Consider the following 25,061-nt stretch of genomic DNA (forward strand, 5'->3'; position numbering starts at 1 on the left):
TCCGTTACTTGTCAGCAACCTTGACAGTGATATGGCAAGACCGCTTGACGATGCGATCAGCACGGCCTTTGGCACGCGGCATGATGCGCTTCAGCGAACGCCCTTCGTTGACGAAAACGGTGCTGACTTTAAGGTCATCAACGTCTGCGCCTTCGTTATGCTCGGCGTTGGCTACGGCCGACTCCAGCACTTTCTTGATGATCTCGGCGGCTTTCTTACTGCTGAAAGCCAACAGGTTGAGCGCTTCGCCCACCTTCTTCCCGCGGATCTGGTCGGCGACCAAGCGGGCTTTCTGGGCGGAGATTCGAGCGCCCGACAACTTAGCGGCTACTTCCATCGTTCCTTACCCCTTAACGCTTGGCTTTCTTGTCTGCCACGTGCCCACGATATGTGCGGGTACCGGCAAACTCGCCTAGTTTGTGGCCGACCATGTCTTCGTTCACGAGAACTGGAACATGTTGACGACCGTTATGCACAGCAATGGTCAGACCGACCATTTGTGGCAGGATCATGGAACGACGCGACCAGGTTTTCACTGGTTTGCGATCGTTCTTTTCCGCCGCCACTTCGATCTTCTTCAGTAGGTGAAGATCAATAAAAGGACCTTTTTTCAGAGAACGTGGCACTGTCGTATCCCTCTATTTACTTGCGACGACGGACGATCATTTTGTCGGTACGCTTATTACCACGAGTCTTCGCGCCCTTAGTCGGGAAGCCCCATGGCGATACCGGATGACGACCACCAGAGGTACGACCTTCACCACCACCATGTGGGTGGTCAACCGGGTTCATGGCAACACCACGAACGGTTGGGCGAACGCCACGCCAGCGCTTGGCACCAGCTTTACCCAGCGAACGCAGGCTGTGCTCGGAGTTCGAGACTTCGCCCAGGGTCGCACGGCATTCAGCCAATACTTTACGCATCTCACCGGAGCGCAGACGCAGGGTCACGTAGACACCTTCACGAGCGATCAGCTGAGCCGAAGCACCAGCGGAACGAGCGATTTGCGCGCCTTTACCCGGCTTCAATTCGATGCCGTGTACGGTGCTACCAACTGGAATGTTACGCAGTTGCAGAGCGTTGCCCGGCTTGATCGGCGCCAGAGCACCTGAGATCAGCTGGTCACCGGCACTCACGCCTTTAGGGGCGATGATGTAGCGGCGCTCGCCATCTGCGTACAGCAGCAGAGCGATGTGAGCAGTACGGTTTGGATCGTATTCGATACGCTCGACAGTGGCAGAGATGCCATCTTTGTCGTTACGACGGAAGTCGACCAGACGATAATGCTGCTTATGACCACCACCGATGTGACGAGTGGTAATACGGCCATTGTTGTTACGACCACCAGTCTTCGATTTCTTCTCGAGCAGCGGTGCGTGAGGAGCGCCTTTATGCAGCTCCTGGTTGACCACCTTGACCACAAAACGGCGGCCAGGGGAAGTCGGTTTGCATTTAACGATTGCCATGATGCACCCCTTCCTTACTCAGCACTGCTGCTGAAATCGAGATCTTGGCCTGGCTGAAGGGAGATAACTGCCTTCTTCCAGTCATTACGCTTGCCCAGACCGCGAGCAGTGCGCTTGCTCTTACCCAGAACATTCAGGGTAGTAACACGCTCTACTTTCACGCTGAACAGGCTTTCGACGGCCTTCTTGATTTCCAGCTTGGTTGCGTCAGTTGCAACCTTGAAAACGAACTGGCCTTTCTTGTCTGCCAGGACCGTAGCCTTCTCGGAAACGTGCGGGCCAAGCAGAACTTTAAATACGCGTTCCTGGTTCATCCCAGCAGCTCCTCGAATTTCTTCACGGCCGACACGGTGATCAACACCTTGTCGTATGCGATCAGACTAACTGGATCGGAACCTTGCACGTCACGTACATCAACGTGTGGCAGGTTGCGAGCAGCCAGGTACAGGTTCTGATCAACAGCATCGGACACGATCAAGACATCAGTCAGACCCATGCCATTCAGCTTGTTCAGCAGATCTTTGGTTTTCGGTGCTTCAACAGCGAAGTCCTGAACCACGACCAGACGATCAGTACGCACCAGTTCAGCAAGGATGGAACGCATTGCTGCGCGATACATCTTCTTGTTGAGCTTCTGGGAGTGATCCTGAGGACGAGCTGCGAAAGTGGTACCGCCGCCACGCCAGATTGGGCTACGGATAGTACCGGCACGAGCACGGCCAGTACCTTTCTGACGCCATGGGCGCTTACCGCCACCACGAACGTCGGAACGGGTCTTTTGCTGCTTGGTACCCTGACGGCCGCCGGCCATGTAGGCCACGACTGCTTGGTGAACCAGCGTCTCGTTGAATTCGCCGCCAAATGTCAGTTCGGAAACTTCGATCGCTTGAGCGTCATTTACATTTAATTGCATGTCAGCTTCCCCTTAACCGCGAGCCTTGGCCGCTGGACGTACAACCAGGTTGCCGCCAGTAGCGCCAGGAACAGCACCCTTGACCAACAACAGATTGCGTTCAGCGTCGACGCGCACTACTTCGAGGGACTGCACGGTCACGCGCTCAGCGCCCATATGACCGGACATTTTTTTGCCCTTGAATACACGACCAGGAGTCTGGCACTGGCCAATAGAGCCCGGGACGCGGTGGGAAACGGAGTTACCGTGAGTGTTGTCTTGGCCACGGAAATTCCAACGCTTGATCGTACCCTGGAAGCCTTTACCCTTGGACTGACCGGTTACATCAACCAGTTGACCAGCGGCGAAGATTTCAGCGTTGATCAGATCGCCTGCCTGGTACTCGCCTTCTTCAAGGCGGAATTCCATTACGGTACGACCAGCTGCAACGTTTGCTTTAGCGAAGTGACCTGCTTGAGCAGCAGTCACACGCGAAGCACGACGCTCGCCGACAGTGACTTGCACTGCACGATAGCCATCGGTTTCTTCAGTTTTGAACTGGGTGACGCGATTCGGTTCGATCTCAATGACCGTGACCGGAATGGAGACACCTTCTTCGGTGAAAATACGGGTCATACCGCATTTACGACCGACTACACCAATAGTCATGTTGTAAACCTCATGAGTGTACGGGGCTTTCACCCGCTATGGCCGCCCATTTCAGAGCGTTACACGACTAAGACCGAGTCTTAGCCGAGGCTGATCTGTACTTCCACACCGGCCGCCAGATCGAGCTTCATAAGTGCATCAACGGTTTTATCCGTTGGCTGGACGATGTCCAGCACGCGCTTATGAGTACGGATCTCGTACTGGTCGCGCGCGTCTTTGTTGACGTGCGGGGAGACCAGAACGGTGAACCGCTCTTTACGGGTAGGCAGTGGAATCGGACCACGCACTTGAGCACCAGTACGTTTCGCGGTTTCCACGATTTCCTGGGTGGATTGGTCGATCAGGCGATGGTCAAAAGCCTTCAACCTGATACGGATTTGCTGATTTTGCATTGGATTTCAGACTCCAGGCTGCTATTCCCACCGAGCGCAATACGCCCGTTAAAAGGAGGCGCAATTCTATAGACGGGCCCACACAGTGTCAACCCAATAAAAAAGCCCCCGCAAGCGGGGGCTCTTTCATCAATCAACGCTTAGGCGATGATTTTGGCTACGACGCCAGCGCCGACGGTACGACCGCCTTCACGAATAGCGAAACGCAGACCATCTTCCATTGCGATGGTTTTGATCAGGGTGACAACCATTTTGATGTTGTCGCCTGGCATTACCATTTCAACGCCTTCCGGCAGTTCGCAGTTACCGGTCACGTCAGTGGTCCGGAAGTAGAACTGTGGACGGTAGCCTTTGAAGAACGGAGTGTGACGACCGCCTTCTTCTTTGCTCAACACGTACACTTCAGCTTCGAAGGTGGTGTGCGGCTTGACCGAACCTGGCTTGACCAGAACCTGGCCACGCTCAACGTCGTCACGCTTGGTACCACGCAGCAGAACGCCGCAGTTCTCGCCTGCACGACCTTCGTCGAGCAGCTTACGGAACATTTCAACACCGGTGCAGGTGGTGACGGTAGTGTCACGCAGACCAACGATTTCCAGTGGATCCTGAACCTTGACGATACCGCGCTCGATACGACCGGTCACAACAGTACCGCGACCCGAGATCGAGAATACGTCTTCGATTGGCATCAGGAACGGCTTGTCGATAACACGGACTGGATCTGGAATGTAGCTGTCCAGAGTCTCAACCAGTTTACGAACGGCAGTGGTGCCCATTTCGTTGTCATCCTGGCCGTTCAGAGCCATCAGAGCGGAACCGATGATGATCGGAGTGTCGTCGCCCGGGAAGTCGTAAGTGCTCAGCAGATCGCGCACTTCCATCTCAACCAGTTCCAGCAGCTCAGCGTCGTCAACCATGTCAGCCTTGTTCAGGAAGACAACGATGTACGGTACGCCTACCTGACGGGACAGCAGGATGTGTTCACGAGTCTGTGGCATCGGACCATCAGCGGCCGAGCAAACCAGGATCGCGCCATCCATCTGCGCAGCACCGGTGATCATGTTCTTCACATAGTCAGCGTGACCTGGGCAGTCAACGTGAGCGTAGTGACGGATCAGCGAGTTGTATTCAACGTGCGCGGTGTTGATGGTGATACCACGAGCCTTTTCTTCCGGAGCGCTGTCGATCTTGTCGAAAGCAACAACGGCCGAACCGAAAACTTCGGAGCAGACGCGAGTCAGAGCAGCAGTCAGGGTGGTTTTACCATGGTCAACGTGACCGATGGTGCCAACGTTGACGTGCGGGAGGTCACGTACAAATTTTTCTTTAGCCACGACAATTAACTCCTTGCCTAAAGGACTGAATCAGCCTTGTTTTTTAGTGACAGCTTCGACGATATGCGACGGAGCTACATCGTATTTTTTGAATTCCATAGAGTAGCTCGCGCGACCCTGAGACATGGAACGGACGTCGGTCGCATAACCGAACATCTCACCCAGCGGAACTTCGGCGCGAATCACTTTGCCGGAGACCGTGTCTTCCATACCCAAAATCATGCCGCGACGACGATTCAAGTCGCCCATCACGTCACCCATATAGTCCTCAGGTGTAACAACCTCTACCGCCATCACCGGCTCAAGCAGCACACCACCACCTTTGGTGGCCAGCTGTTTGGTCGCCATGGAAGCAGCCACCTTGAACGCCATCTCGTTGGAGTCGACGTCGTGGTAAGAACCATCGAAAACGGTCGCCTTCAGGCCGATCAGCGGATAGCCGGCCACAACGCCGTTCTTCATCTGCTCTTCGATACCCTTCTGGATAGCCGGGATGTATTCCTTAGGAACCACACCACCCACTACTTCGTTCAGGAATTGCAGACCTTCCTGACCTTCGTCAGCAGGTGCAAAACGGATCCAGCAGTGGCCGAACTGGCCACGACCGCCGGACTGGCGAACGAACTTGCCTTCGATCTCACAGTTCTTCGTGATCTTCTCACGATAGGAAACCTGTGGCTTACCGATGTTGGCTTCGACGTTGAACTCACGGCGCATCCGGTCAACCAGGATGTCCAGGTGCAACTCGCCCATGCCAGAGATGATCGTTTGACCGGTCTCTTCATCAGTCTTGACGCGGAAAGATGGATCTTCCTGAGCAAGTTTGCCCAGAGCGATACCCATTTTTTCCTGGTCGTCCTTGGTCTTGGGCTCAACGGCAACCGAAATAACCGGCTCCGGGAAGTCCATGCGAACCAGGATGATTGGCTTGTCAGCGGTGCACAAAGTCTCACCGGTGGTGACGTCCTTCATGCCGATCAAGGCCGCGATGTCACCAGCGCGTACTTCCTTGATTTCCTCACGGGCGTTTGCGTGCATTTGCACCATACGACCCACGCGCTCTTTCTTGCCTTTAACCGAGTTGATAACGCCGTCACCGGAGCTCAACACACCCGAGTAAACCCGGACAAAGGTCAAAGTACCCACGAATGGGTCGGTAGCGATCTTGAACGCCAGCGCCGAGAACGGCTCGCTGTCGTCTGCATGACGCTCCAGCTCGATAGTCTCGTCATCCGGGTCAGTACCCTTGATGGCAGGAATGTCGACGGGTGCCGGCAGGAAATCGATAACGGCATCGAGAACCAGGGGAACACCCTTGTTCTTGAAGGAAGAACCGCAAACAGCCAGGACGATTTCGCCAGCGATAGTACGCTGACGCAGAGCACCCTTGATTTCCGCGATGGTGAGTTCTTCACCTTCGAGGTACTTGTTCATCAGCTCATCATTGGATTCGGCGGCTGCCTGCACCATGTTGTCACGCCACTCTTCAGCCAATGCCTGCATATCTGCAGGGATAGCCTCGCGACGAGGAACCATGCCCTTGTCAGCGTCGTCCCAGTACACAGCTTCCATGTTGATCAGATCGATCTGACCCTGGAACTGGTCTTCGGAACCGATAGCCAACTGGATGGGTACCGGGGTGTGACCCAGACGCTTTTTGATCTGTTCGATCACGCGCAGGAAGTTCGCACCAGCACGGTCCATCTTGTTTACGTAAACAAGACGTGGAACGCCGTATTTGTTGGCTTGACGCCATACGGTTTCCGACTGGGGCTCAACACCCGAGGTGCCGCAGAACACAACTACCGCGCCATCGAGTACGCGCAGGGAACGCTCAACTTCAATCGTGAAGTCAACGTGGCCCGGGGTGTCAATGACGTTGAAGCGGTACTTGTCGTACTGCTTGGCAGAACCTTGCCAGAAGGTAGTGATCGCAGCAGAAGTAATGGTAATACCACGCTCCTGCTCCTGCACCATCCAGTCTGTGGTCGCGGCGCCGTCATGCACCTCGCCCATCTTGTGGTTTACGCCAGTGTAAAAAAGGACGCGCTCGGTGGTGGTGGTTTTGCCAGCATCCACGTGAGCAACGATACCAATGTTACGGTAGCGGTTAATCGGAGTAGTACGAGCCATAAAGCCCTCGCAAAATTATTGACGCTAAAATTAGAAGCGGTAGTGCGAGAAAGCCTTGTTGGCTTCAGCCATACGGTGCACGTCTTCACGCTTCTTAACTGCAGCACCTTTACCTTCAGCAGCGTCCAACAGTTCGCCAGCCAAACGCAGGGCCATAGACTTCTCGCCGCGCTTGCGGGCGAAGTCTACCAACCAGCGCATTGCCAGGGCGTTACGACGGGACGGACGAACTTCGACCGGAACCTGGTAAGTAGCACCGCCTACACGGCGCGACTTCACTTCGACCAGCGGAGCGATGGCGTCGAGAGCTTTCTCGAAGATTTCCAGGGGATCGCTGTTCTTGCGTTCTTTAACCTTGTCCAGCGCGCCATAAACGATACGCTCGGCAACGGCTTTCTTGCCGCTTTCCATCACGTGGTTCATGAACTTGGCCAGGATTTGGCTTCCGTATTTTGGATCGTCAAGCACTTCGCGCTTGGCTGCTACGCGTCTTCTTGGCATGGATAAGCCCTCAAACGGTCTTCAGGTTCGCTCGGAATCGGTGCCCTTTCGGGACGCCTCCGACCTTACTCTTATCGACTCAGAAAAAAAGAAATTCAGTTTTTACAAAAAGCCGCTACTACTTAGGCTTCTTGGTACCGTACTTCGAACGACCCTGGTTACGACCTTTAACGCCGGAAGTATCCAAGGAGCCGCGAACGGTGTGGTAACGAACACCTGGCAAGTCTTTTACACGACCGCCGCGGATCAGTACCACGCTGTGCTCTTGCAGGTTGTGGCCTTCACCGCCGATGTACGAGGAAACCTCGAAACCGTTGGTCAGACGCACACGGCATACTTTACGCAGTGCCGAGTTAGGTTTTTTCGGCGTAGTGGTATACACGCGAGTGCATACGCCACGACGTTGCGGGCAGTTCTGCAGCGCAGGCACGTCGGATTTCTCGACGATACGCTTACGCGGCTGACGTACCAGCTGGTTGATAGTTGCCATCTACTAGCTCCACTGTTGTCTTGCGACGCTATTGTCTTGCAAGAAAAGCAAAATGGCAGGAACGAATTCCCGCCAAATTTAGGGGTACAAGAGTCTAAAGAGGTTCTTGCCCCCAGTCAAGGCAAGGCCCCGACCTCCCCGCCCTACTCGCCCCGGAAAAAATCCCGGGGCGAGTCAGGCAGGGCTGCCAGGGCCCGGCGCTTATTTACCGCAGAACTCAGTTACCGCTCGAGTTCAGCGCTTCGGTCAGTGCAGCTTCCACTTCACTGGCGCTCACGCGCAACGGTTTGTCAGCATCACGGCGACGCTTGCGCTCGCTGTGATAAGCCAGACCGGTACCAGCCGGAATCAGACGACCCACGACCACGTTTTCTTTCAGGCCGCGCAGGTAATCGCGCTTGCCGGTTACCGCCGCTTCGGTCAGTACGCGAGTGGTCTCCTGGAAGGAGGCCGCCGAGATGAACGATTCGGTGGACAACGACGCCTTGGTAATACCCAGCAGAACACGAGTGAACTTGGAAACGAATTTCTCGTCGTTCGCCAGGCGCTCGTTTTCTACCAGAACGTGAGTCAATTCCATCTGGTCGCCCTTGATGAAAGTGGAATCGCCGGATTCAGCGATTTCAACTTTACGCAGCATCTGACGCAGGATGGTCTCGATGTGCTTATCGTTGATCTTCACGCCTTGCAGACGGTAAACGTCCTGGATCTCGTTAACAATGTACTTGGCCAGCGCACTCACACCCAGCAGACGCAGGATGTCGTGCGGATCGCTCGGACCGTCGGAGATAACTTCGCCGCGGTTAACCTGTTCGCCTTCGAAGACGTTCAGGTGACGCCACTTCGGAATCAGCTCTTCATACGGATCGGTACCGTCGTTCGGGGTAATGACCAGACGGCGCTTGCCTTTGGTCTCTTTACCGAACGCGATGGTGCCGCTGACTTCAGCCAGAATAGAGGCTTCTTTCGGACGACGGGCTTCGAACAAGTCGGCAACACGCGGCAGACCACCGGTGATGTCACGGGTTTTCGAAGTTTCTTGCGGAATACGAGCGATTACGTCACCGATCGCGATCCGCGCACCGTCCGCCACACCAACCAATGCGTTGGCTGGCAGGAAGTACTGAGCAATTACGTCGGTACCCGGCAGCAAGAGATCCTTGCCGTTGTCATCAACCATCTTCACGGCAGGACGGATGTCCTTGCCCGCTGCTGGACGGTCTTTGGCGTCGAGTACTTCAATGTTGGTCATACCGGTCAATTCGTCAGTCTGACGCTTGATCGTGATGCCTTCTTCCATGCCCACGTAGGTCACGGTACCTTTCATTTCGGTAACGATTGGGTGAGTGTGCGGATCCCACTTGGCCACGATTGCGCCAGCGTCGACCTTGTCACCCTCTTTAACCGAAATCACAGCACCGTACGGCAGCTTGTAGCGCTCGCGCTCACGACCGTAGTCATCAGCGATCGCCAGCTCACCGGAACGGGACACAGCAACCAGGCAACCATCCACTCGCTCAACGTGCTTCAGGTTGTGCAGACGGACGGTACCGCCATTCTTCACCTGAACGCTATCGGCCGCGGAGGTCCGGCTTGCCGCACCACCGATGTGGAACGTACGCATCGTCAGCTGGGTACCCGGTTCACCGATGGACTGGGCAGCGATAACGCCGACCGCTTCACCGATGTTCACCTGGTGACCACGAGCCAGGTCACGGCCGTAGCACTTGGCACAGATGCCAAAGCGGGTTTCGCAGCTGATCGGCGAACGTACGATCACTTCGTCGATGCTGTTGAGTTCGATGAACTCGACCCACTTCTCATCAACCAGGGTGCCTGCAGGAACGATAACGTCCTCGGTACCTGGCTTGAATACGTCACGGGCAATGACACGACCCAATACGCGCTCACCCAACGGCTCTACAACGTCACCGCCTTCAATGTGCGGAGTCATTACCAGGCCATGTTCGGTGCCGCAATCGATCTCGGTCACGACCAGATCCTGCGCCACGTCTACCAGACGACGAGTCAGGTAACCGGAGTTCGCAGTTTTCAACGCGGTATCCGCCAAACCTTTACGAGCACCGTGAGTGGAGATGAAGTACTGAAGTACGCTCAAACCTTCACGGAAGTTCGCAGTAATCGGCGTTTCAATGATGGAACCGTCCGGCTTGGCCATCAGGCCACGCATACCGGCGAGCTGACGGATCTGCGCAGCAGAACCCCGTGCGCCCGAGTCGGCCATCATGTACATCGAGTTGAAGGACTCTTGGTCGACTTCGACGCCGTGACGGTCGATAACCTTCTCTTTCGAGAGGTTCGACATCATCGCCTTGGAAACTTCGTCGTTCGCCTTGGACCAAAGGTCGATCACTTTGTTGTACTTCTCGCCCTGGGTTACCAGGCCGGAGGCGTACTGACTTTCGATCTCTTTCACTTCATCGGTAGCTGCACCGATGATGGCCGCTTTCTCATCCGGGATAACGAAGTCGTTAACACCGATGGAAACGCCGGAAATGGTCGAATAGGCAAAACCGGTGTACATCAACTGGTCAGCGAAAATCACGGTCTCTTTCAAACCAACCACGCGGTAGCACTGGTTGATCAGCTTGGAGATCGCTTTCTTCTTCATCGGCAGGTTGACGACGTCGAAGGACAAACCTTTTGGCACAACCTGGAACAACAGCGCACGGCCGACGGTAGTGTCGACGATACGAGTGTTGGTCACGCTGCCACCATCACGATCGTTGACGGTTTCGTTGATCCGCACTTTGACTTTGGCATGCAGCGCGGCTTCGCCGGCGCGGAATACACGGTCAACTTCCTGCAGATCCGCGAACACACGACCTTCGCCTTTGGCGTTGATCGCTTCACGAGTCATGTAGTACAGACCCAATACAACGTCCTGCGACGGAACGATGATTGGCTCACCGTTGGCTGGCGACAGAATGTTGTTGGTCGACATCATCAACGCACGCGCTTCGAGCTGGGCTTCCAGTGTCAGCGGTACGTGCACGGCCATTTGGTCGCCGTCGAAGTCGGCGTTGTACGCAGCACAGACCAGAGGGTGCAGCTGGATAGCCTTACCTTCGATCAGTACCGGTTCAAACGCCTGGATACCCAGACGGTGAAGGGTCGGTGCACGGTTGAGGAGAACCGGGTGTTCACGAATCACTTCAGCGAGAACGTCCCAGACCTCTGGCAGTTCGCGCTCGACCATCTTCTTGGCAGCTTTGATGGTGGTCGCGAGACCGCGCATTTCCAACTTGCCGAAAATGAACGGCTTGAACAGCTCGAGAGCCATTTTCTTCGGCAGACCGCACTGATGCAGACGCAGGGTCGGACCTACGGTAATTACCGAACGACCGGAGTAGTCAACACGCTTACCGAGCAAGTTCTGACGGAAACGACCCTGTTTACCCTTGATCATGTCAGCCAGGGATTTCAGAGGACGCTTGTTGGAACCAGTGATAGCGCGGCCACGACGACCGTTGTCGAGCAGTGCATCGACAGCTTCCTGCAACATACGCTTTTCGTTGCGCACGATGATGTCCGGAGCGGACAGATCGAGCAAACGCTTCAAGCGGTTGTTACGGTTGATCACTCGACGATACAGATCGTTGAGGTCGGAAGTCGCGAAACGACCGCCATCCAGCGGGACCAGTGGACGCAGATCTGGCGGCAGAACCGGCAGAACGGTCAGCACCATCCACTCTGGCAGGTTGCCGGAACCCTGGAAGGCTTCCATCAACTTCAGACGCTTGGACAGCTTCTTGATTTTGGTTTCGGAGTTGGTTTGCGGAATTTCTTCACGCAGACGGCCAATCTCGTGTTCCAGATCGATAGCGTGCAACAGCTCACGAACGGCTTCGGCTCCCATGCGGGCATCGAAATCGTCGCCGAACTCTTCCAGCGCTTCGAAGTACTGCTCGTCGTTGAGCAGCTGACCTTTTTCAAGGGTGGTCATGCCTGGATCGATAACGACATAGCTCTCGAAGTAGAGAACGCGTTCGATATCACGCAGGGTCATGTCCATCAGCAAGCCGATACGGGACGGCAGCGATTTCAGGAACCAGATGTGGGCAACTGGCGAAGCCAGTTCGATGTGCGCCATGCGCTCACGACGAACTTTGGCCAGTGCGACTTCAACGCCGCACTTCTCGCAGATCACACCACGGTGCTTCAAGCGCTTGTACTTACCGCACAAGCACTCGTAATCCTTTACCGGGCCAAAGATCTTGGCGCAGAACAGACCGTCACGCTCTGGTTTGAACGTACGGTAGTTGATGGTTTCCGGCTTTTTAACTTCACCGAACGACCACGAACGGATCATCTCAGGCGATGCCAATCCAATACGGATGGCATCGAACTCTTCGACTTGACCCTGGTTTTTCAGCAAATTCAGTAGGTCTTTCAAGGCCTTTCCTCCTGGCGGAGCAGAGAGCGGGCAATCCTGCCCCGCTCTCGATTCGCGTCACGTGTTATTCGGTTTCCAGATCGATATCGATGCCGAGGGAACGAATTTCCTTGATCAACACGTTGAAGGACTCGGGCATGCCCGGCTCCATACGGTGATCGCCGTCCACGATGTTTTTGTACATCTTGGTCCGGCCGTTCACATCGTCCGACTTCACTGTGAGCATTTCTTGCAGAGTGTATGCAGCACCGTATGCTTCCAGTGCCCAGACCTCCATCTCCCCGAAACGCTGACCACCGAACTGCGCCTTACCACCCAGCGGCTGCTGGGTAACCAGGCTGTACGAACCGGTAGAACGAGCGTGCATCTTGTCGTCTACCAAGTGGTTCAGCTTCAGCATGTACATGTAGCCAACAGTAACCGGGCGCTCGAACTTGTTGCCGGTACGGCCGTCGGTCAGCTGCATCTGGCCGCTTTCTGGCAGGTCCGCCAGTTTCAGCATGGCCTTGATTTCGCTTTCCTTGGCACCGTCGAACACCGGAGTGGCCATCGGTACGCCGCCGCGCAGGTTTTTCGCCAGATCCAGGACTTCCTGGTCGGAGAAGCTGTCCAGATCTTCGTTACGGCCGCCGATCTCGTTGTAGATCTCGTGCAGGAACTTGCGCAGATCGGCAACTTTACGTTGCTCTTCGATCATACGGTTGATCTTCTCGCCCAGACCTTTGGCCGCGAGGCCCAGGTGGGTTTCAAGGATCTGACCAACGTTCATACGCGAAGGTACGCCCAACGGGTTGAGGACGACGTCGACCGGGGTGCCATTGGCATCGTGCGGCATGTCTTCAACCGGCATGATCACGGAGACCACACCTTTGTTACCGTGACGACCGGCCATCTTGTCGCCCGGCTGGATGCGGCGGCGGATTGCCAGGTAAACCTTGACGATTTTCAGCACGCCTGGAGCCAGGTCATCGCCCTGCTGCAGTTTGCGCTTCTTGTCTTCGAACTTGTCGTCCAGCAGACGGCGGCGATCAATGATGTAGGCCTGAGCCTTCTCGAGCTGCTCGTTCAGAGCATCTTCAGCCATGCGCAGCTTGAACCACTGGCCGTGCTCAAGACCGTCGAGAATTTCGTCGGTGATGTCCTGACCTTTCTTCAGACCGGCGCCGCCTTCGGCTTTGCGGCCGACCAGAGCGGAACGCAGACGTTCGAAAGTCGCGCCTTCAACGATACGGAACTCTTCGTTCAGATCCTTGCGGATCTCGTCGAGCTGAGTCTTCTCGATCGACAGTGCACGAGCATCACGCTCGACGCCGTCACGGGTGAAGACCTGTACGTCGATGACGGTACCCTTGGTGCCGGTAGGCACGCGCAGGGAGGTGTCTTTAACGTCGCTGGCTTTTTCACCGAAGATCGCACGCAGCAGTTTTTCTTCCGGAGTCAGCTGGGTCTCGCCTTTCGGAGTGACCTTACCGACCAGGATGTCGCCTGCGCCTACTTCAGCACCTACGTAAACGATACCGGCTTCGTCCAGCTTGTTCAGTGCAGCTTCACCCACGTTCGGGATGTCTGCAGTGATTTCCTCAGGCCCAAGCTTGGTGTCACGCGCCACACAGGTCAGTTCCTGAATGTGGATCGTGGTGAAGCGATCTTCCTGAACCACACGCTCGGACAGACAGATGGAGTCTTCGAAGTTGAAGCCGTTCCATGCCATGAACGCGATGCGCATGTTCTGACCCAGCGCCAGCTCACCCATGTCGGTGGACGGACCGTCGGCCATGATGTCGCTGCGCTGAACCCGATCACCCTTGCTCACCAGCGGACGCTGGTTGATGCAGGTGTTCTGGTTGGAGCGGGTGTACTTGGTCAGGTTGTAGATGTCGACACCGGCTTCACCGGTTTCAACTTCGTCATCGGCAACACGAACCACGATACGGCTGGCGTCCACGGAATCGATCACGCCACCACGACGGGCCACGACGCAAACGCCGGAGTCACGGGCTACGTTACGCTCCATACCGGTACCGACCAGCGGCTTGTCAGCACGCAGGGTGGGTACAGCCTGACGCTGCATGTTCGAACCCATCAACGCACGGTTGGCGTCGTCGTGCTCGAGGAACGGAATCAGCGACGCAGCAACCGAAACTACCTGCTTCGGCGATACGTCCATCAGGGTGACGTCTTCCGGCGCCTTGACGGTGAACTCGTTCAAGTGACGAACAGCTACCAGCTCGTCGATCAGGACTTTCTTGTCGTTCATCGTGGCCGAAGCCTGAGCGATCACGTGATCAGCTTCTTCGATGGCGGACAGGAACACGATCTCGTCGGTGACCAGAGCGTCTTTCACCACGCGGTACGGGCTTTCAAGGAAGCCGTACTGGTTGGTGCGCGCATAGGCAGCCAGGGAGTTGATCAGACCGATGTTCGGACCTTCCGGCGTTTCAATCGGGCATACACGACCGTAGTGAGTCGGGTGTACGTCACGGACTTCGAAGCCTGCACGTTCGCGAGTCAAACCGCCTGGGCCGAGTGCAGAGACACGACGCTTGTGGGTGATCTCGGACAGCGGGTTGTTCTGGTCCATGAACTGCGACAGCTGGCTGGAACCGAAGAACTCTTTCACCGCAGCAGCCACTGGCTTGGCGTTGATCAGGTCTTGCGGCATCAGGCCTTCGCTTTCGGCCATCGACAGACGCTCTTTGACCGCACGCTCAACACGTACCAGGCCAACGCGGAACTGGTTTTCGGCCATTTCGCCTACGCAGCGAACACGACGGTTACCCAGGTGGTCGATGTCATCGACGATGCCCTTGCCGTTACGGATGTCGACCAGAGTCTTCAGAACCGCGACGATGTCTTCCTTGCACAACACGCCCGAACCTTCGATCTCGGTACGACCGATACGACGGTTGAACTTCATCCGGCCGACCGCAGACAGGTCATAGCGCTCAGGGCTGAAGAACAGGTTGTTGAACAGGGTCTCGGCGGCGTCTTTGGTTGGCGGCTCGCCTGGACGCATCATGCGATAGATCTCGACCAGCGCTTCCAATTGGTTGCTGGTGGAGTCGATCTTCAGGGTGTCGGAGACGAACGGACCGCAGTCGATATCGTTGGTGTACAGCGTCTCGATGCGAACAACCTGGGCCTTGGCGATTTTCGCCAGGATCTCGGTGTTCAGCTCGGTGTTGCACTCAGCCAGGATTTCGCCGGTTGCCGGATGCACGATGACCTTGGCGGTCGTGCGACCCAGGACGTAGTCCAGGGGCATAACCAACTCTTTGATCCCGGCTTTTTCCAGCTGGTTGATGTGGCGAGCGGTGATACGACGACCCTGCTCGACAATAACCTTGCCTTTGTCATCGAGGATATCGATAACAGCGATTTCACCACGCAGGCGCTGAGGCACCAGTTCCAGGCTGAGGTTTTCACCGCTCACATGGAAAACGTTAGTGGTATAGAACGCGTCGAGCACTTGCTCGGTGGTATAGCCGAGCGCGCGCAGCAATACCGATGCAGGCAGCTTGCGACGACGGTCGATACGCACGAACACGCAGTCTTTCGGGTCGAACTCAAAGTCCAGCCACGAACCGCGGTAAGGAATGATCCGCGCGGAGTACAGCAGTTTACCGGAGCTGTGCGTCTTGCCACGGTCGTGGTCGAAGAACACGCCCGGGGAACGGTGCAGCTGGGAAACGATTACTCGCTCGGTACCGTTGATTACGAAGGTACCGTTCTCAGTCATCAGGGGGATTTCACCCATGTAGACTTCTTGTTCTTTGATGTCCTTGATCGCTTTGTTCGACGATTCTTTGTCGAAAATGATCAGACGGACTTTTACCCGCAAAGGTACGGCGTACGTGACACCGCGCAGCACGCATTCTTTGACATCAAATGCCGGTTCGCCCAGGCGATAACCGACGTACTCCAGCGCAGCATTGCCGGAGTAGCTGATGATCGGGAAAACGGATTTGAAGGCCGCATGCAGGCCCACGTCGCGGAACTGATCTTTAGTCGCTCCCGCCTGCAAGAATTCACGATACGAATCCAGCTGGATTGCCAGGAGATACGGCACATCCATGACGTCCGGCAACTTGCTAAAGTCCTTGCGGATACGTTTTTTCTCAGTATATGAGTAAGCCATCAGCGTTCCCCAGCTTGGTCACCTGCTTGTTTGGCCCCTCCCGACGGGAGCAGCCAGAAAATCTTGCAAACCCCATGGTTTGCGCCACCGCATCGGGTGGTTACAGCGCGTTAATGGCGACGACCGAGTCGATTGCCAATAACGGAAAAAGGCCGGTGGCAAGAGCCACCAGCCATCAGCCTTCCGCTTAACGCTTGGGCTGGAGACGCAAAGTCGATGCTTATTTCAGCTCGACTTTAGCGCCTGCTTCTTCCAAGGTAGCCTTGGCTTTGTCAGCAGCGTCTTTAGACACAGCTTCCAGAACCATGCCTGGAGCGCCGTCAACTACAGCCTTGGCTTCTTTCAAGCCCAGACCGGTCAGCTCACGTACAGCCTTGATCACGTTAACTTTCTTCTCGCCAGCTTCCAGCAGCATGACGTTGAATTCAGTTTGTTCTTCAACAACGGCAGCAGCAACAGCTGGGCCAGCGGAAGCAGCAGCAGCGGAAACGCCGAACTTCTCTTCCATGGCTTTGATCAGTTCAACGATTTCCAGAACGGATTTTTCGCCGATTGCTTCGATGATTTGCTCGTTAGTCAGAGACATGACTATAAATTCCTGTATTGGGGTGACGGCCTACGGCCATCGAAATAAACAATAAACGTAAAAAGGAGTTGCTCAGCCTCAGGCTGCGGCAGCTTCTTTCTGGTCGCGAAGAGCCGCCAGAGTACGAGCCAATTTGCTGGTAGCGCCTTGAATCACGCTCATCAGCTGAGAAATTGCTTCGTCACGGGTCGGCAGGCTTGCCAGTACGTCGATCTGATTAGCTGCGAGGTAGTTACCCTCGAACGCAGCTGCCTTGATCTCGAACTTGTCCTGACCTTTTGCGAACTCTTTGAACAAACGGGCAGCAGCGCCTGGGTGTTCGTTGGAGAATGCAATCAAGGTAGGGCCAGTGAACACGTTGTTGAGCACGTCATACTGAGTGCCGGCAACAGCGCGCTTGAGCAGAGTGTTACGTACAACACGTACGTAAACGCCAGCTTCACGAGCCTCTTTACGGAGTCCGGTCATAGCGCCTACTGTTACGCCACGGGCATCAGCCACGACAGCGGACAGAGCAACTTGGGCAGCCTTGTTGACTTCAGCGACGATGGCCTTCTTGTCTTCAAGTTTAATTGCCACGGGAAAAACTCCTGCTTGTTACCGTTTCATCCAACCGGAGCCGGATGTCGTTTTGGTGTCTGATTCGGTAAGGAACCGGGAGCACCATCTGCGTAGGCTTGAGGTTTAAGACTTGCGTCGCCTACGGTCTTGGATAGCCCCCGCCAGGCAGGGACCCCAATCTTTCAATTGGCGCAATCGCTTGCGCCAACCTGTGTCTTATACGTCCAGCGAGCCTTGGTCGATGACCAGACCTGGGCCCATAGTGGTGCTCAGGGTAACGCGCTTGACGTAGATACCTTTCGAAGAAGCTGGCTTGATACGCTTCAGATCAGCGATCAGGGCTTCAACGTTTTCCTTCAGCTTGACGGCGTCGAAACCGACCTTGCCAACGGAAGTGTGGATGATGCCGTTTTTGTCGGTGCGATAACGAACCTGACCAGCCTTGGCGTTTTTAACCGCGGTAGCGACGTCCGGGGTAACGGTGCCGACTTTCGGGTTAGGCATCAGACCACGTGGACCGAGGATCTGACCCAACTGACCCACAACGCGCATTGCATCCGGGGATGCGATAACCACGTCATAGTTCAGGTCGCCGCCTTTCATTTCGGCAGCCAGGTCGTCCATGCCTACACGGTCAGCGCCGGCAGCCAGAGCGGCCTCAGCAGCTGGACCCTGGGTGAACACAGCAACGCGAACGGTCTTGCCAGTGCCGTGTGGCAGCACAGTAGCGCTACGAACAACCTGGTCAGATTTACGCGGGTCGACACCCAGGTTTACAGCGACGTCAACCGACTCGCTGAACTTGACAGTCGACAGCTCGGTCAGCAGTGCAGCGGCGTCTACAAAGTTGTAGGCCTTGCCTGCTTCGATTTTGCCGGCGATAGCCTTTTGGCGCTTGGTCAGCTTAGCCATTACACACCCTCCACGTTAAGGCCCATGCTACGAGCAGAACCGGCGATAGTACGCACGGCTGCATCCATATCAGCTGCAGTCAGATCCGCGTTTTTGGTTTTCGCGATTTCTTCCAGCTGAGCACGGGTAACGGTGCCAACCTTGACAGTGTTCGGACGAGCCGAACCGCTAGTCAGACCAGCAGCCTTCTTCAGCAGAACCGAAGCAGGGGTGGACTTGGTTTCGAAAGTGAAGCTACGGTCGCTGTAGACAGTGATGATCACTGGAGTCGGCAGACCTGGTTCAATACCCTGGGTACGGGCGTTGAAAGCCTTGCAGAATTCCATGATGTTCACGCCGTGCTGACCCAGAGCAGGACCAACAGGTGGGCTTGGGTTAGCCTGAGCGGCCTTCACTTGCAGCTTGATGTAAGCGGTAATCTTCTTGGCCATGAGGCACTCCAATTACGGGTTCGAACGCCTCGAAAGGCTCCCCGGCTACTTGCGCGTTTATCCCAGTGACGACAAAACCCCACAGCCTTAGGCTGCGGGGTATGGGATGCTTGTTCAGTTATGCCTTTTCGACCTGACTGAACTCTAGCTCTACCGGAGTAGAGCGACCGAAAATAAGCACAGCCACTTGGATCCGGCTCTTTTCGTAGTTAACTTCTTCAACCGTGCCATTGAAATCGGCGAACGGACCATCGGTGACGCGTACCACTTCACCTGGCTCGAACAGCGTTTTCGGCTTCGGCTTGTCGCTACCGTCAGCAACACGACGCAGAATTGCTTCCGCCTCTTTGTCGGTGATCGGCGCAGGCTTGTCAGCGGTTCCGCCGATGAAGCCCATGACGCGAGGGGTATCCTTGACCAAGTGCCAAGTACCCTCATTCATATCCATCTGCACCAGCACATAACCTGGGAAGAACTTGCGCTCGCTTTTGCGTTTCTGGCCGTTACGCATTTCAACCACTTCTTCAGTGGGAACCAGAATTTCGCCGAAGCCTTCTTCCATGCCAGCCAGCTTTACACGCTCGACCAACGAGCGCATGACATGCTTCTCGTAACCCGAGTAAGCATGCACAACGTACCAACGCTTAGCCACGGGACACCCTTAGCCAACAATCAAGGAAACAAGCCAGCCGAGCAGGGAATCAAGCCCCCACAACAGCAACGCCATAACCAGAACAACAGCCACTACGATCAACGTGGTCTGCGTGGTTTCTTGGCGAGTTGGCCATACGACTTTACGGATTTCGGTGCGAGCTTCCTTAGCGAGTACAAAGAAAGACTTGCCCTTGGCAGTCTGTAGGCCTACAAAAGCAGCTACAGCAGCAATGGCAAGCAAAGCCAGTACGCGATACAGGATCGGCGAAGCGGAGTAATACTGATTACCCACCACACCAACAACCACCAAAGCGACTACTACAAGCCACTTGAGCAGATCGAAGCGAGAACCTTGAGCTTCAGCCTTGGGAGTCATCTAAGAAAATCCTGTGAAAAGAAAGCCAGACACACCGAGTGAATCTGGCAGGTCAGGAGGGAATCGAACCCCCAACCTACGGTTTTGGAGACCGTCGCTCTGCCAATTGAGCTACTGACCTAAAAACAAAATCAGGCCGACCATTATGTCGGCCCGACAAAGATACTTCAACAACTTACTCGATAACTTTTGCCACGACACCCGCACCGACGGTACGACCGCCCTCACGAATGGCGAAACGCAAGCCATCTTCCATCGCGATGGTCTTGATCAGGGTAACGGTCATCTGAACGTTATCACCCGGCATCACCATCTCAACGCCTTCTGGCAGCTCACAGTTACCAGTCACATCAGTCGTACGGAAGTAGAACTGTGGACGGTAGCCTTTGAAGAATGGCGTATGACGACCACCTTCTTCCTTGCTCAGAACATAAACCTCAGCAACGAACTTCGTATGCGGCTTGACGCTGCCCGGCTTGACCAGTACCTGGCCACGCTCGACATCGTCACGCTTGGTGCCACGCAGCAACACACCGCAGTTCTCGCCTGCACGACCTTCGTCGAGCAGCTTGCGGAACATCTCGACACCTGTACAGGTGGTCTTGATGGTGTCACGCAGACCGACAATTTCGATCTCTTCTTGAATCTTTACAATGCCACGTTCGATACGACCGGTTACAACAGTACCGCGACCGGAGATCGAGAACACATCCTCGATCGGCATCAGGAACGGCTTGTCGATAGCGCGAACCGGCTCAGGAATGTAGCTATCCAGAGTCTCGACCAGCTTACGAACGGCAGTGGTGCCCATCTCGTTATCGTCTTGACCGTTCAGCGCCATCAACGCGGAGCCAACGATGATCGGAGTGTCATCGCCCGGGAAATCGTAAGTGCTCAGCAAATCGCGCACTTCCATTTCAACCAGTTCGAGCAGCTCGGCATCATCAACCATGTCTGCCTTGTTCAGGAAGACAACGATGTACGGAACACCAACCTGACGCGACAACAGAATGTGCTCTCGGGTTTGCGGCATCGGACCATCAGCGGCCGAGCAAACCAGGATTGCACCATCCATCTGCGCAGCACCGGTGATCATGTTCTTCACATAGTCAGCGTGACCCGGGCAGTCGACGTGTGCGTAGTGACGCACGGCCGAGTCGTATTCAACGTGAGCGGTGTTGATGGTAATACCACGAGCTTTTTCTTCCGGGGCGCTATCGATCTTGTCGAAGTCAACCTTCGCACTACCGAAAACTTCGGAGCAAACGCGAGTCAAGGCAGCAGTCAGAGTAGTTTTACCGTGGTCGACGTGACCAATGGTGCCCACGTTGACGTGCGGCTTATTCCGTTCGAACTTTTCCTTAGCCATCGAAATCACCCTCAGGAGAAGAATTAAGCAAGTGACACTAGCCATTAAAACAAAGGCAGATATTTTCATATCTGCCTTGTTATATGGAGCTCTTGAGCGGATTTGAACCGCTGACCTCACCCTTACCAAGGGTGTGCTCTACCAACTGAGCTACAAGAGCGAAACACATTGCACAACCTGAAAACTTGGAGCGGGTAGCGGGAATCGAACCCGCATCATCAGCTTGGAAGGCTGAGGTTCTACCACTAAACTATACCCGCGGAGCTTTCAGCTCGCGCTAAATTGGTGGAGGGGGAAGGATTCGAACCTTCGAAGTCGTAGACGTCAGATTTACAGTCTGATCCCTTTGGCCGCTCGGGAACCCCTCCTAAGCGAGGCAGCATTCTATATCATGCTACCCTTCTGTCAAGCATTTTCTCATTAAAAACCTGAGGTTAGCTGCGTTGACCTCGCTTCACATCGTTGACCGTTAAAGGTCTTCACTGTGGAGCGGGCGCCATTCTATGCAAACTATTCGACAGTTGCAATGCCTTCGCACGGCATTATTTTATGTTTTAACTCATTGAATTCTTTAGCAAGGTTCTGCAGCAGCAGATCATTGGCCAAATACCGACTCTCCGGCGCCACGCGCAGCCAAAAACCGCTGTCGCCTGCCCGAGCTGGCGGCTGTGGCCGAGTCTTGATATCAAGCCCGCTCAAGCGCTGCTCGAGCTCCCGAACCTTGTCCTGACGAGTAAAACCTCCGACATAGAGGCAATTACTGTCCGCCTCGGCCGCCTTGGCCTTGTTAAGCCTTGCCAGAGCATCGTCCGACTCACTCAGCAAGCGGATATCCTGCTGCGAACCGCGATACAGGCTCAACGGCGTCACGTCCTTCGCTCGCATGGGCGCTTCCTGTTGATGCCAGACGTAATAGAACCCATTGAGAACCAGCAGCAACAGAAACAACCAACGCATAAAAACCTCAAGACAAAGGACACGCCATAGCCAAGCCTACAAATACAAGATCCGGAACGACCCTGGCCCCAGGCACGACTTCGGACACCAGACCCGCATCACCACCGGTGAGAAACACCACAAAATCCTCACCCCAGTAGCTGCGTGCCAACTCCAGCTGCGTCAGAACAAACCCCCTGAGCATCAACGAGCATCCGCGCTCGACCGCCTCAACCGTTGTAATACCCGGAACCAGTTTTTCCAGGGCACGCTCGGCTGCCAGGTCGTCATAGCGGATTCGTCGTGTGTGGGTGCGCAACTGATTGCGCATCAGCGGCATTCCCGGACAGATGAAGCCTCCCAGGTGCTCACCGTCGGCTGCAATGAAGTCCGCTGTCACCGCCGTTCCGAAATCGAGCACCAGGCAGGCTCCGGATGCGAGGTGAAAGCCTCCGAGCATCGCAAGCCAGCGATCCAGTCCCAGCCTCTCGTAATCCTCGTAGCCATTACGAACCCCTGCCATCTCACGAGCCGGCACCGCGCGCGCAATAGATACGCCAAACTCCTCGACCAATGAAGACACCAGCACAGCGGTTTCTTCATTGGACCGGACGCTGACTAGCCTACAGTGCTTGAGAGCCAGGCCATCAAGCTCACGCAAGCTCTCCAGCAAGGCAAGATCCGAATCAACCACGCCCTCGGCAAACATACGAGCGGCATCAGCATGAAGCACGCGCCATTTGATGAAGCTGTTACCGCAGTCAAGCTCAAGAATCATTGCGCAACCTCAGACTGAGCTCACCACCACTGAAGACTTTCTCCACATCATCCACCTTCAAACGCAGTGCGCCTTGCCGATCGATGCCCATCACAACGCCGTCAATCCGGTTGACTCCGGCAATTAAGGAAACCGCACGTCCTTGCCACAGATGGTTCTGCTCCCATTCCGCCTGGATAGCCGCAAAACCCGACTCCTGGTGACGAATCAAGTAGGCCTGGAGCATGTCTCCCAAGCGAGCCACCAGCAGGTTGCGATCAAAGGCCTTGCCCGTCTCGAGCCGTATCGACGTCCATTGCTGATCGACCTCTTCGGCCATCTGCATATTCACATTAATCCCGACACCCAGCACGACGTGACACACATCTGCCGGATCTCCGACCAACTCCAGCAAGATCCCGGCGATCTTCTTCTGACCGACCAGCACATCATTTGGCCACTTCAATCCCGCATCAGAGATACCCAGCTCTTGCAGAGTGCGCATTACCGCCAACCCCACAACCAGACTGAGCCCCTCCAACTGACGCATCCCACCCTCGATACGCAGCACCAGGCTGTAATAAACGTTTTCCGCAAATGGACTTACCCACTTACGGCCACGTCGACCACGCCCAGCAGTCTGCCGCTCGGCAAGCACCAGGAACGGCGCAGCCATCCCGCGCTCAATGCAGCGCAAGGCTTCTGCATTAGTGGAGTCAATCGAATCAAAGACCAGAACAGGCCAGGCACACGCGGCCGAATGCTCGCTAACTTCGCCAGCACTCAACAGTGTGAGCGGCGCAGCCAGCTGATAACCGCGGCCGCGGACCTTGTGAATGGACAAACCCAATTCGATTTCCAGCTGCTGCAGTTGCTTCCACACAGCACTGCGGCTGATGCCCAAGGCAGCACCGAGCGCCTGCCCGGAATGGAATCGGCCATCCTTCAGAAGCTTCAACAACGTCAGCATGCAAGTCTCGCCTCACAATAAGGCACGCATGATAACTATGACTTGAGCTGCAAGCTATAAGCCGCAAGAACTGAAGCAGCTGCAAGCGGGGAGAGGGAATCGCGTTGGCGATTTCGAAATTGCTATCGCGATCAATCGAGCGTCGATCGGCGGATCCTTTAAATCGCGCAAAAAACAAAACCCCTACCTGCAGATGCAGATAGGGGTTTTGGAATTTAATCTTGACGATGACCTACTCTCACATGGGGAAACCCCACACTACCATCGGCGATGCATCGTTTCACTGCTGAGTTCGGGATGGGATCAGGTGGTTCCAATGCTCTATGGTCGTCAAGAAATTCGGTAGCCGGGTCGTCTTCTCTTGCGAGATCACGCTCCAGCGAATGGGTATGTAATAGATTTGTGCTGCTTTTGTGAGTGCTGCAAACTTTCGACTGTTGCGTCTTCACACACCGCAATCTGGCGCCCTTTCGAGTCAGCAAATTGCTTGGGTGTTATATGGTCAAGCCTCACGGGCAATTAGTATTGGTTAGCTCAACGCCTCACAGCGCTTACACACCCAACCTATCAACGTCGTAGTCTTCGACGGCCCTTCAGGGGACTCAAGGTCCCAGTGAGATCTCATCTTGAGGCTAGTTTCCCGCTTAGATGCTTTCAGCGGTTATCTATTCCGAACATAGCTACCCGGCAATGCCACTGGCGTGACAACCGGAACACCAGAGGTTCGTCCACTCCGGTCCTCTCGTACTAGGAGCAGCCCCTCTCAAATCTCAAACGTCCACGGCAGATAGGGACCGAACTGTCTCACGACGTTCTAAACCCAGCTCGCGTACCACTTTAAATGGCGAACAGCCATACCCTTGGGACCGGCTTCAGCCCCAGGATGTGATGAGCCGACATCGAGGTGCCAAACACCGCCGTCGATATGAACTCTTGGGCGGTATCAGCCTGTTATCCCCGGAGTACCTTTTATCCGTTGAGCGATGGCCCTTCCATACAGAACCACCGGATCACTAAGACCTACTTTCGTACCTGCTCGACGTGTCTGTCTCGCAGTCAAGCGCGCTTTTGCCTTT

23 protein-coding genes, 4 tRNA genes and 2 rRNA genes (1 of these 29 cut by a window edge) are annotated in these 25,061 nt (G+C 55.3%); all 29 read right to left on the bottom strand.

All coding sequences use genetic code 11. From position 1 onward, the window contains the following. Positions 1-4: 4 nt before the first annotated feature. Positions 5-337, bottom strand: coding sequence for a 50S ribosomal protein L22 (gene rplV, locus AC3IUA_RS27715; RefSeq protein ID WP_003210077.1), 333 nt, complete (start codon positions 335-337; stop codon positions 5-7). 13 nt (positions 338-350) lie between these two features. Then, positions 351-626, bottom strand: coding sequence for a 30S ribosomal protein S19 (gene rpsS, locus AC3IUA_RS27720; protein WP_002555486.1), 276 nt, complete (start codon positions 624-626; stop codon positions 351-353). A 16-nt stretch (positions 627-642) separates the two neighbouring features. Next, on the bottom strand, positions 643-1,467 hold the full coding sequence (gene rplB, locus AC3IUA_RS27725; protein ID WP_489357971.1) for a 50S ribosomal protein L2: 825 nt from the start codon (positions 1,465-1,467) through the stop codon (positions 643-645). 14 nt (positions 1,468-1,481) lie between these two features. Beyond that, positions 1,482-1,781, bottom strand: a complete 300-nt coding sequence (rplW, locus tag AC3IUA_RS27730; protein WP_002555488.1) for a 50S ribosomal protein L23 — start codon at positions 1,779-1,781, stop codon at positions 1,482-1,484. Next, positions 1,778-2,380, bottom strand: coding sequence for a 50S ribosomal protein L4 (rplD, locus tag AC3IUA_RS27735; RefSeq protein ID WP_150642942.1), 603 nt, complete (start codon positions 2,378-2,380; stop codon positions 1,778-1,780). The genes rplW and rplD overlap by 4 nt, the downstream gene beginning before the upstream one ends. Positions 2,381-2,392: 12 nt before the next feature. Continuing rightward, on the bottom strand, positions 2,393-3,028 hold the full coding sequence (gene rplC, locus AC3IUA_RS27740; protein ID WP_003186059.1) for a 50S ribosomal protein L3: 636 nt from the start codon (positions 3,026-3,028) through the stop codon (positions 2,393-2,395). Positions 3,029-3,108: 80 nt separating this feature from the next. Beyond that, positions 3,109-3,420: a 30S ribosomal protein S10 gene (gene rpsJ / locus AC3IUA_RS27745; protein ID WP_003186070.1), complete on the bottom strand. Its 312-nt coding sequence runs from the start codon at positions 3,418-3,420 to the stop codon at positions 3,109-3,111. A 140-nt stretch (positions 3,421-3,560) separates the two neighbouring features. Next, entirely contained in the window at positions 3,561-4,754 is a 1,194-nt protein-coding gene (tuf, locus tag AC3IUA_RS27750) for an elongation factor Tu (protein WP_489357972.1), read from the bottom strand. 30 nt (positions 4,755-4,784) lie between these two features. After that, on the bottom strand, positions 4,785-6,887 hold the full coding sequence (fusA, locus tag AC3IUA_RS27755) for an elongation factor G (protein WP_489357973.1): 2,103 nt from the start codon (positions 6,885-6,887) through the stop codon (positions 4,785-4,787). Between the two features lie 30 nt (positions 6,888-6,917). Beyond that, on the bottom strand, positions 6,918-7,388 hold the full coding sequence (gene rpsG / locus AC3IUA_RS27760) for a 30S ribosomal protein S7 (protein WP_010490886.1): 471 nt from the start codon (positions 7,386-7,388) through the stop codon (positions 6,918-6,920). Positions 7,389-7,506: 118 nt separating this feature from the next. Then, the gene (gene rpsL / locus AC3IUA_RS27765) at positions 7,507-7,878 is read right to left on the bottom strand and encodes a 30S ribosomal protein S12 (RefSeq protein ID WP_002555494.1); all 372 of its coding nucleotides are present in this window, start codon (positions 7,876-7,878) and stop codon (positions 7,507-7,509) included. Between the two features lie 217 nt (positions 7,879-8,095). Then, entirely contained in the window at positions 8,096-12,295 is a 4,200-nt protein-coding gene (gene rpoC / locus AC3IUA_RS27770) for a DNA-directed RNA polymerase subunit beta' (RefSeq protein WP_489357974.1), read from the bottom strand. 64 nt (positions 12,296-12,359) lie between these two features. Next, positions 12,360-16,433: a DNA-directed RNA polymerase subunit beta gene (gene rpoB / locus AC3IUA_RS27775; RefSeq protein WP_489357975.1), complete on the bottom strand. Its 4,074-nt coding sequence runs from the start codon at positions 16,431-16,433 to the stop codon at positions 12,360-12,362. A 220-nt stretch (positions 16,434-16,653) separates the two neighbouring features. Continuing rightward, a complete protein-coding gene (rplL, locus tag AC3IUA_RS27780) occupies positions 16,654-17,019 on the bottom strand; it encodes a 50S ribosomal protein L7/L12 (protein WP_489357976.1) in 366 nt (121 codons plus the stop codon). 78 nt (positions 17,020-17,097) lie between these two features. Continuing rightward, positions 17,098-17,598, bottom strand: coding sequence for a 50S ribosomal protein L10 (gene rplJ, locus AC3IUA_RS27785; protein WP_489357977.1), 501 nt, complete (start codon positions 17,596-17,598; stop codon positions 17,098-17,100). 198 nt (positions 17,599-17,796) lie between these two features. After that, on the bottom strand, positions 17,797-18,492 hold the full coding sequence (rplA, locus tag AC3IUA_RS27790; protein ID WP_003232403.1) for a 50S ribosomal protein L1: 696 nt from the start codon (positions 18,490-18,492) through the stop codon (positions 17,797-17,799). Next, a complete protein-coding gene (gene rplK / locus AC3IUA_RS27795) occupies positions 18,492-18,923 on the bottom strand; it encodes a 50S ribosomal protein L11 (RefSeq protein ID WP_003210097.1) in 432 nt (143 codons plus the stop codon). Before rplK ends, rplA begins: the two co-directional genes overlap by 1 nt. Positions 18,924-19,041: 118 nt before the next feature. Beyond that, a complete protein-coding gene (nusG, locus tag AC3IUA_RS27800) occupies positions 19,042-19,575 on the bottom strand; it encodes a transcription termination/antitermination protein NusG (RefSeq protein ID WP_004883648.1) in 534 nt (177 codons plus the stop codon). A gap of 9 nt (positions 19,576-19,584) precedes the next feature. After that, positions 19,585-19,953, bottom strand: a complete 369-nt coding sequence (gene secE / locus AC3IUA_RS27805) for a preprotein translocase subunit SecE (RefSeq protein ID WP_003186101.1) — start codon at positions 19,951-19,953, stop codon at positions 19,585-19,587. A 45-nt stretch (positions 19,954-19,998) separates the two neighbouring features. Beyond that, positions 19,999-20,074, bottom strand: a tRNA-Trp gene (locus AC3IUA_RS27810). Between the two features lie 54 nt (positions 20,075-20,128). Continuing rightward, positions 20,129-21,322: an elongation factor Tu gene (gene tuf / locus AC3IUA_RS27815; protein WP_489357978.1), complete on the bottom strand. Its 1,194-nt coding sequence runs from the start codon at positions 21,320-21,322 to the stop codon at positions 20,129-20,131. A gap of 84 nt (positions 21,323-21,406) precedes the next feature. Beyond that, a tRNA-Thr gene (locus AC3IUA_RS27820) sits at positions 21,407-21,482 on the bottom strand. A 26-nt stretch (positions 21,483-21,508) separates the two neighbouring features. Next, positions 21,509-21,582: transfer RNA gene (locus AC3IUA_RS27825), tRNA-Gly, on the bottom strand. A 23-nt stretch (positions 21,583-21,605) separates the two neighbouring features. Further along, positions 21,606-21,690 (bottom strand) — tRNA-Tyr (locus AC3IUA_RS27830). Positions 21,691-21,832: 142 nt separating this feature from the next. Beyond that, the gene (locus AC3IUA_RS27835; protein WP_489357979.1) at positions 21,833-22,279 is read right to left on the bottom strand and encodes a hypothetical protein; all 447 of its coding nucleotides are present in this window, start codon (positions 22,277-22,279) and stop codon (positions 21,833-21,835) included. Between the two features lie 7 nt (positions 22,280-22,286). After that, positions 22,287-23,036: a pantothenate kinase gene (locus AC3IUA_RS27840; RefSeq protein ID WP_489357980.1), complete on the bottom strand. Its 750-nt coding sequence runs from the start codon at positions 23,034-23,036 to the stop codon at positions 22,287-22,289. Beyond that, entirely contained in the window at positions 23,026-23,985 is a 960-nt protein-coding gene (birA, locus tag AC3IUA_RS27845; protein ID WP_489357981.1) for a bifunctional biotin--[acetyl-CoA-carboxylase] ligase/biotin operon repressor BirA, read from the bottom strand. Before birA ends, AC3IUA_RS27840 begins: the two co-directional genes overlap by 11 nt. Positions 23,986-24,204: 219 nt before the next feature. After that, a 5S ribosomal RNA gene (gene rrf / locus AC3IUA_RS27850) occupies positions 24,205-24,320 on the bottom strand. Between the two features lie 163 nt (positions 24,321-24,483). Beyond that, positions 24,484-25,061, bottom strand: a 23S ribosomal RNA gene (locus AC3IUA_RS27855); it runs 2,314 nt beyond the window's last position.

It is taken from the genome of Pseudomonas sp. KH_050 (assembly GCF_057838875.1).

Excerpts from the sequence above, each read along its gene's own strand:
- rplV (WP_003210077.1), bottom strand. The coding sequence starts at position 337 with ATGGAAGTAGCCGCTAAGTTGTCGGGCGCTCGAATCTCCGCCCAGAAA.
- rplB (WP_489357971.1), bottom strand. The coding sequence starts at position 1,467 with ATGGCAATCGTTAAATGCAAACCGACTTCCCCTGGCCGCCGTTTTGTG.
- rplW (WP_002555488.1), bottom strand. The coding sequence starts at position 1,781 with ATGAACCAGGAACGCGTATTTAAAGTTCTGCTTGGCCCGCACGTTTCC.
- rplD (WP_150642942.1), bottom strand. The coding sequence starts at position 2,380 with ATGCAATTAAATGTAAATGACGCTCAAGCGATCGAAGTTTCCGAACTG.
- rplC (WP_003186059.1), bottom strand. The coding sequence starts at position 3,028 with ATGACTATTGGTGTAGTCGGTCGTAAATGCGGTATGACCCGTATTTTC.
- rpsJ (WP_003186070.1), bottom strand. The coding sequence starts at position 3,420 with ATGCAAAATCAGCAAATCCGTATCAGGTTGAAGGCTTTTGACCATCGC.
- fusA (WP_489357973.1), bottom strand. The coding sequence starts at position 6,887 with ATGGCTCGTACTACTCCGATTAACCGCTACCGTAACATTGGTATCGTT.
- rpsG (WP_010490886.1), bottom strand. The coding sequence starts at position 7,388 with ATGCCAAGAAGACGCGTAGCAGCCAAGCGCGAAGTGCTTGACGATCCA.
- rpsL (WP_002555494.1), bottom strand. The coding sequence starts at position 7,878 with ATGGCAACTATCAACCAGCTGGTACGTCAGCCGCGTAAGCGTATCGTC.
- rpoB (WP_489357975.1), bottom strand. The coding sequence starts at position 16,433 with ATGGCTTACTCATATACTGAGAAAAAACGTATCCGCAAGGACTTTAGC.
- rplL (WP_489357976.1), bottom strand. The coding sequence starts at position 17,019 with ATGTCTCTGACTAACGAGCAAATCATCGAAGCAATCGGCGAAAAATCC.
- rplA (WP_003232403.1), bottom strand. The coding sequence starts at position 18,492 with ATGGCTAAGCTGACCAAGCGCCAAAAGGCTATCGCCGGCAAAATCGAA.
- rplK (WP_003210097.1), bottom strand. The coding sequence starts at position 18,923 with ATGGCCAAGAAGATTACCGCTTACATCAAGCTGCAAGTGAAGGCCGCT.
- secE (WP_003186101.1), bottom strand. The coding sequence starts at position 19,953 with ATGACTCCCAAGGCTGAAGCTCAAGGTTCTCGCTTCGATCTGCTCAAG.
- tuf (WP_489357978.1), bottom strand. The coding sequence starts at position 21,322 with ATGGCTAAGGAAAAGTTCGAACGGAATAAGCCGCACGTCAACGTGGGC.
- AC3IUA_RS27835 (WP_489357979.1), bottom strand. The coding sequence starts at position 22,279 with ATGCGTTGGTTGTTTCTGTTGCTGCTGGTTCTCAATGGGTTCTATTAC.
- AC3IUA_RS27840 (WP_489357980.1), bottom strand. The coding sequence starts at position 23,036 with ATGATTCTTGAGCTTGACTGCGGTAACAGCTTCATCAAATGGCGCGTG.
- birA (WP_489357981.1), bottom strand. The coding sequence starts at position 23,985 with ATGCTGACGTTGTTGAAGCTTCTGAAGGATGGCCGATTCCATTCCGGG.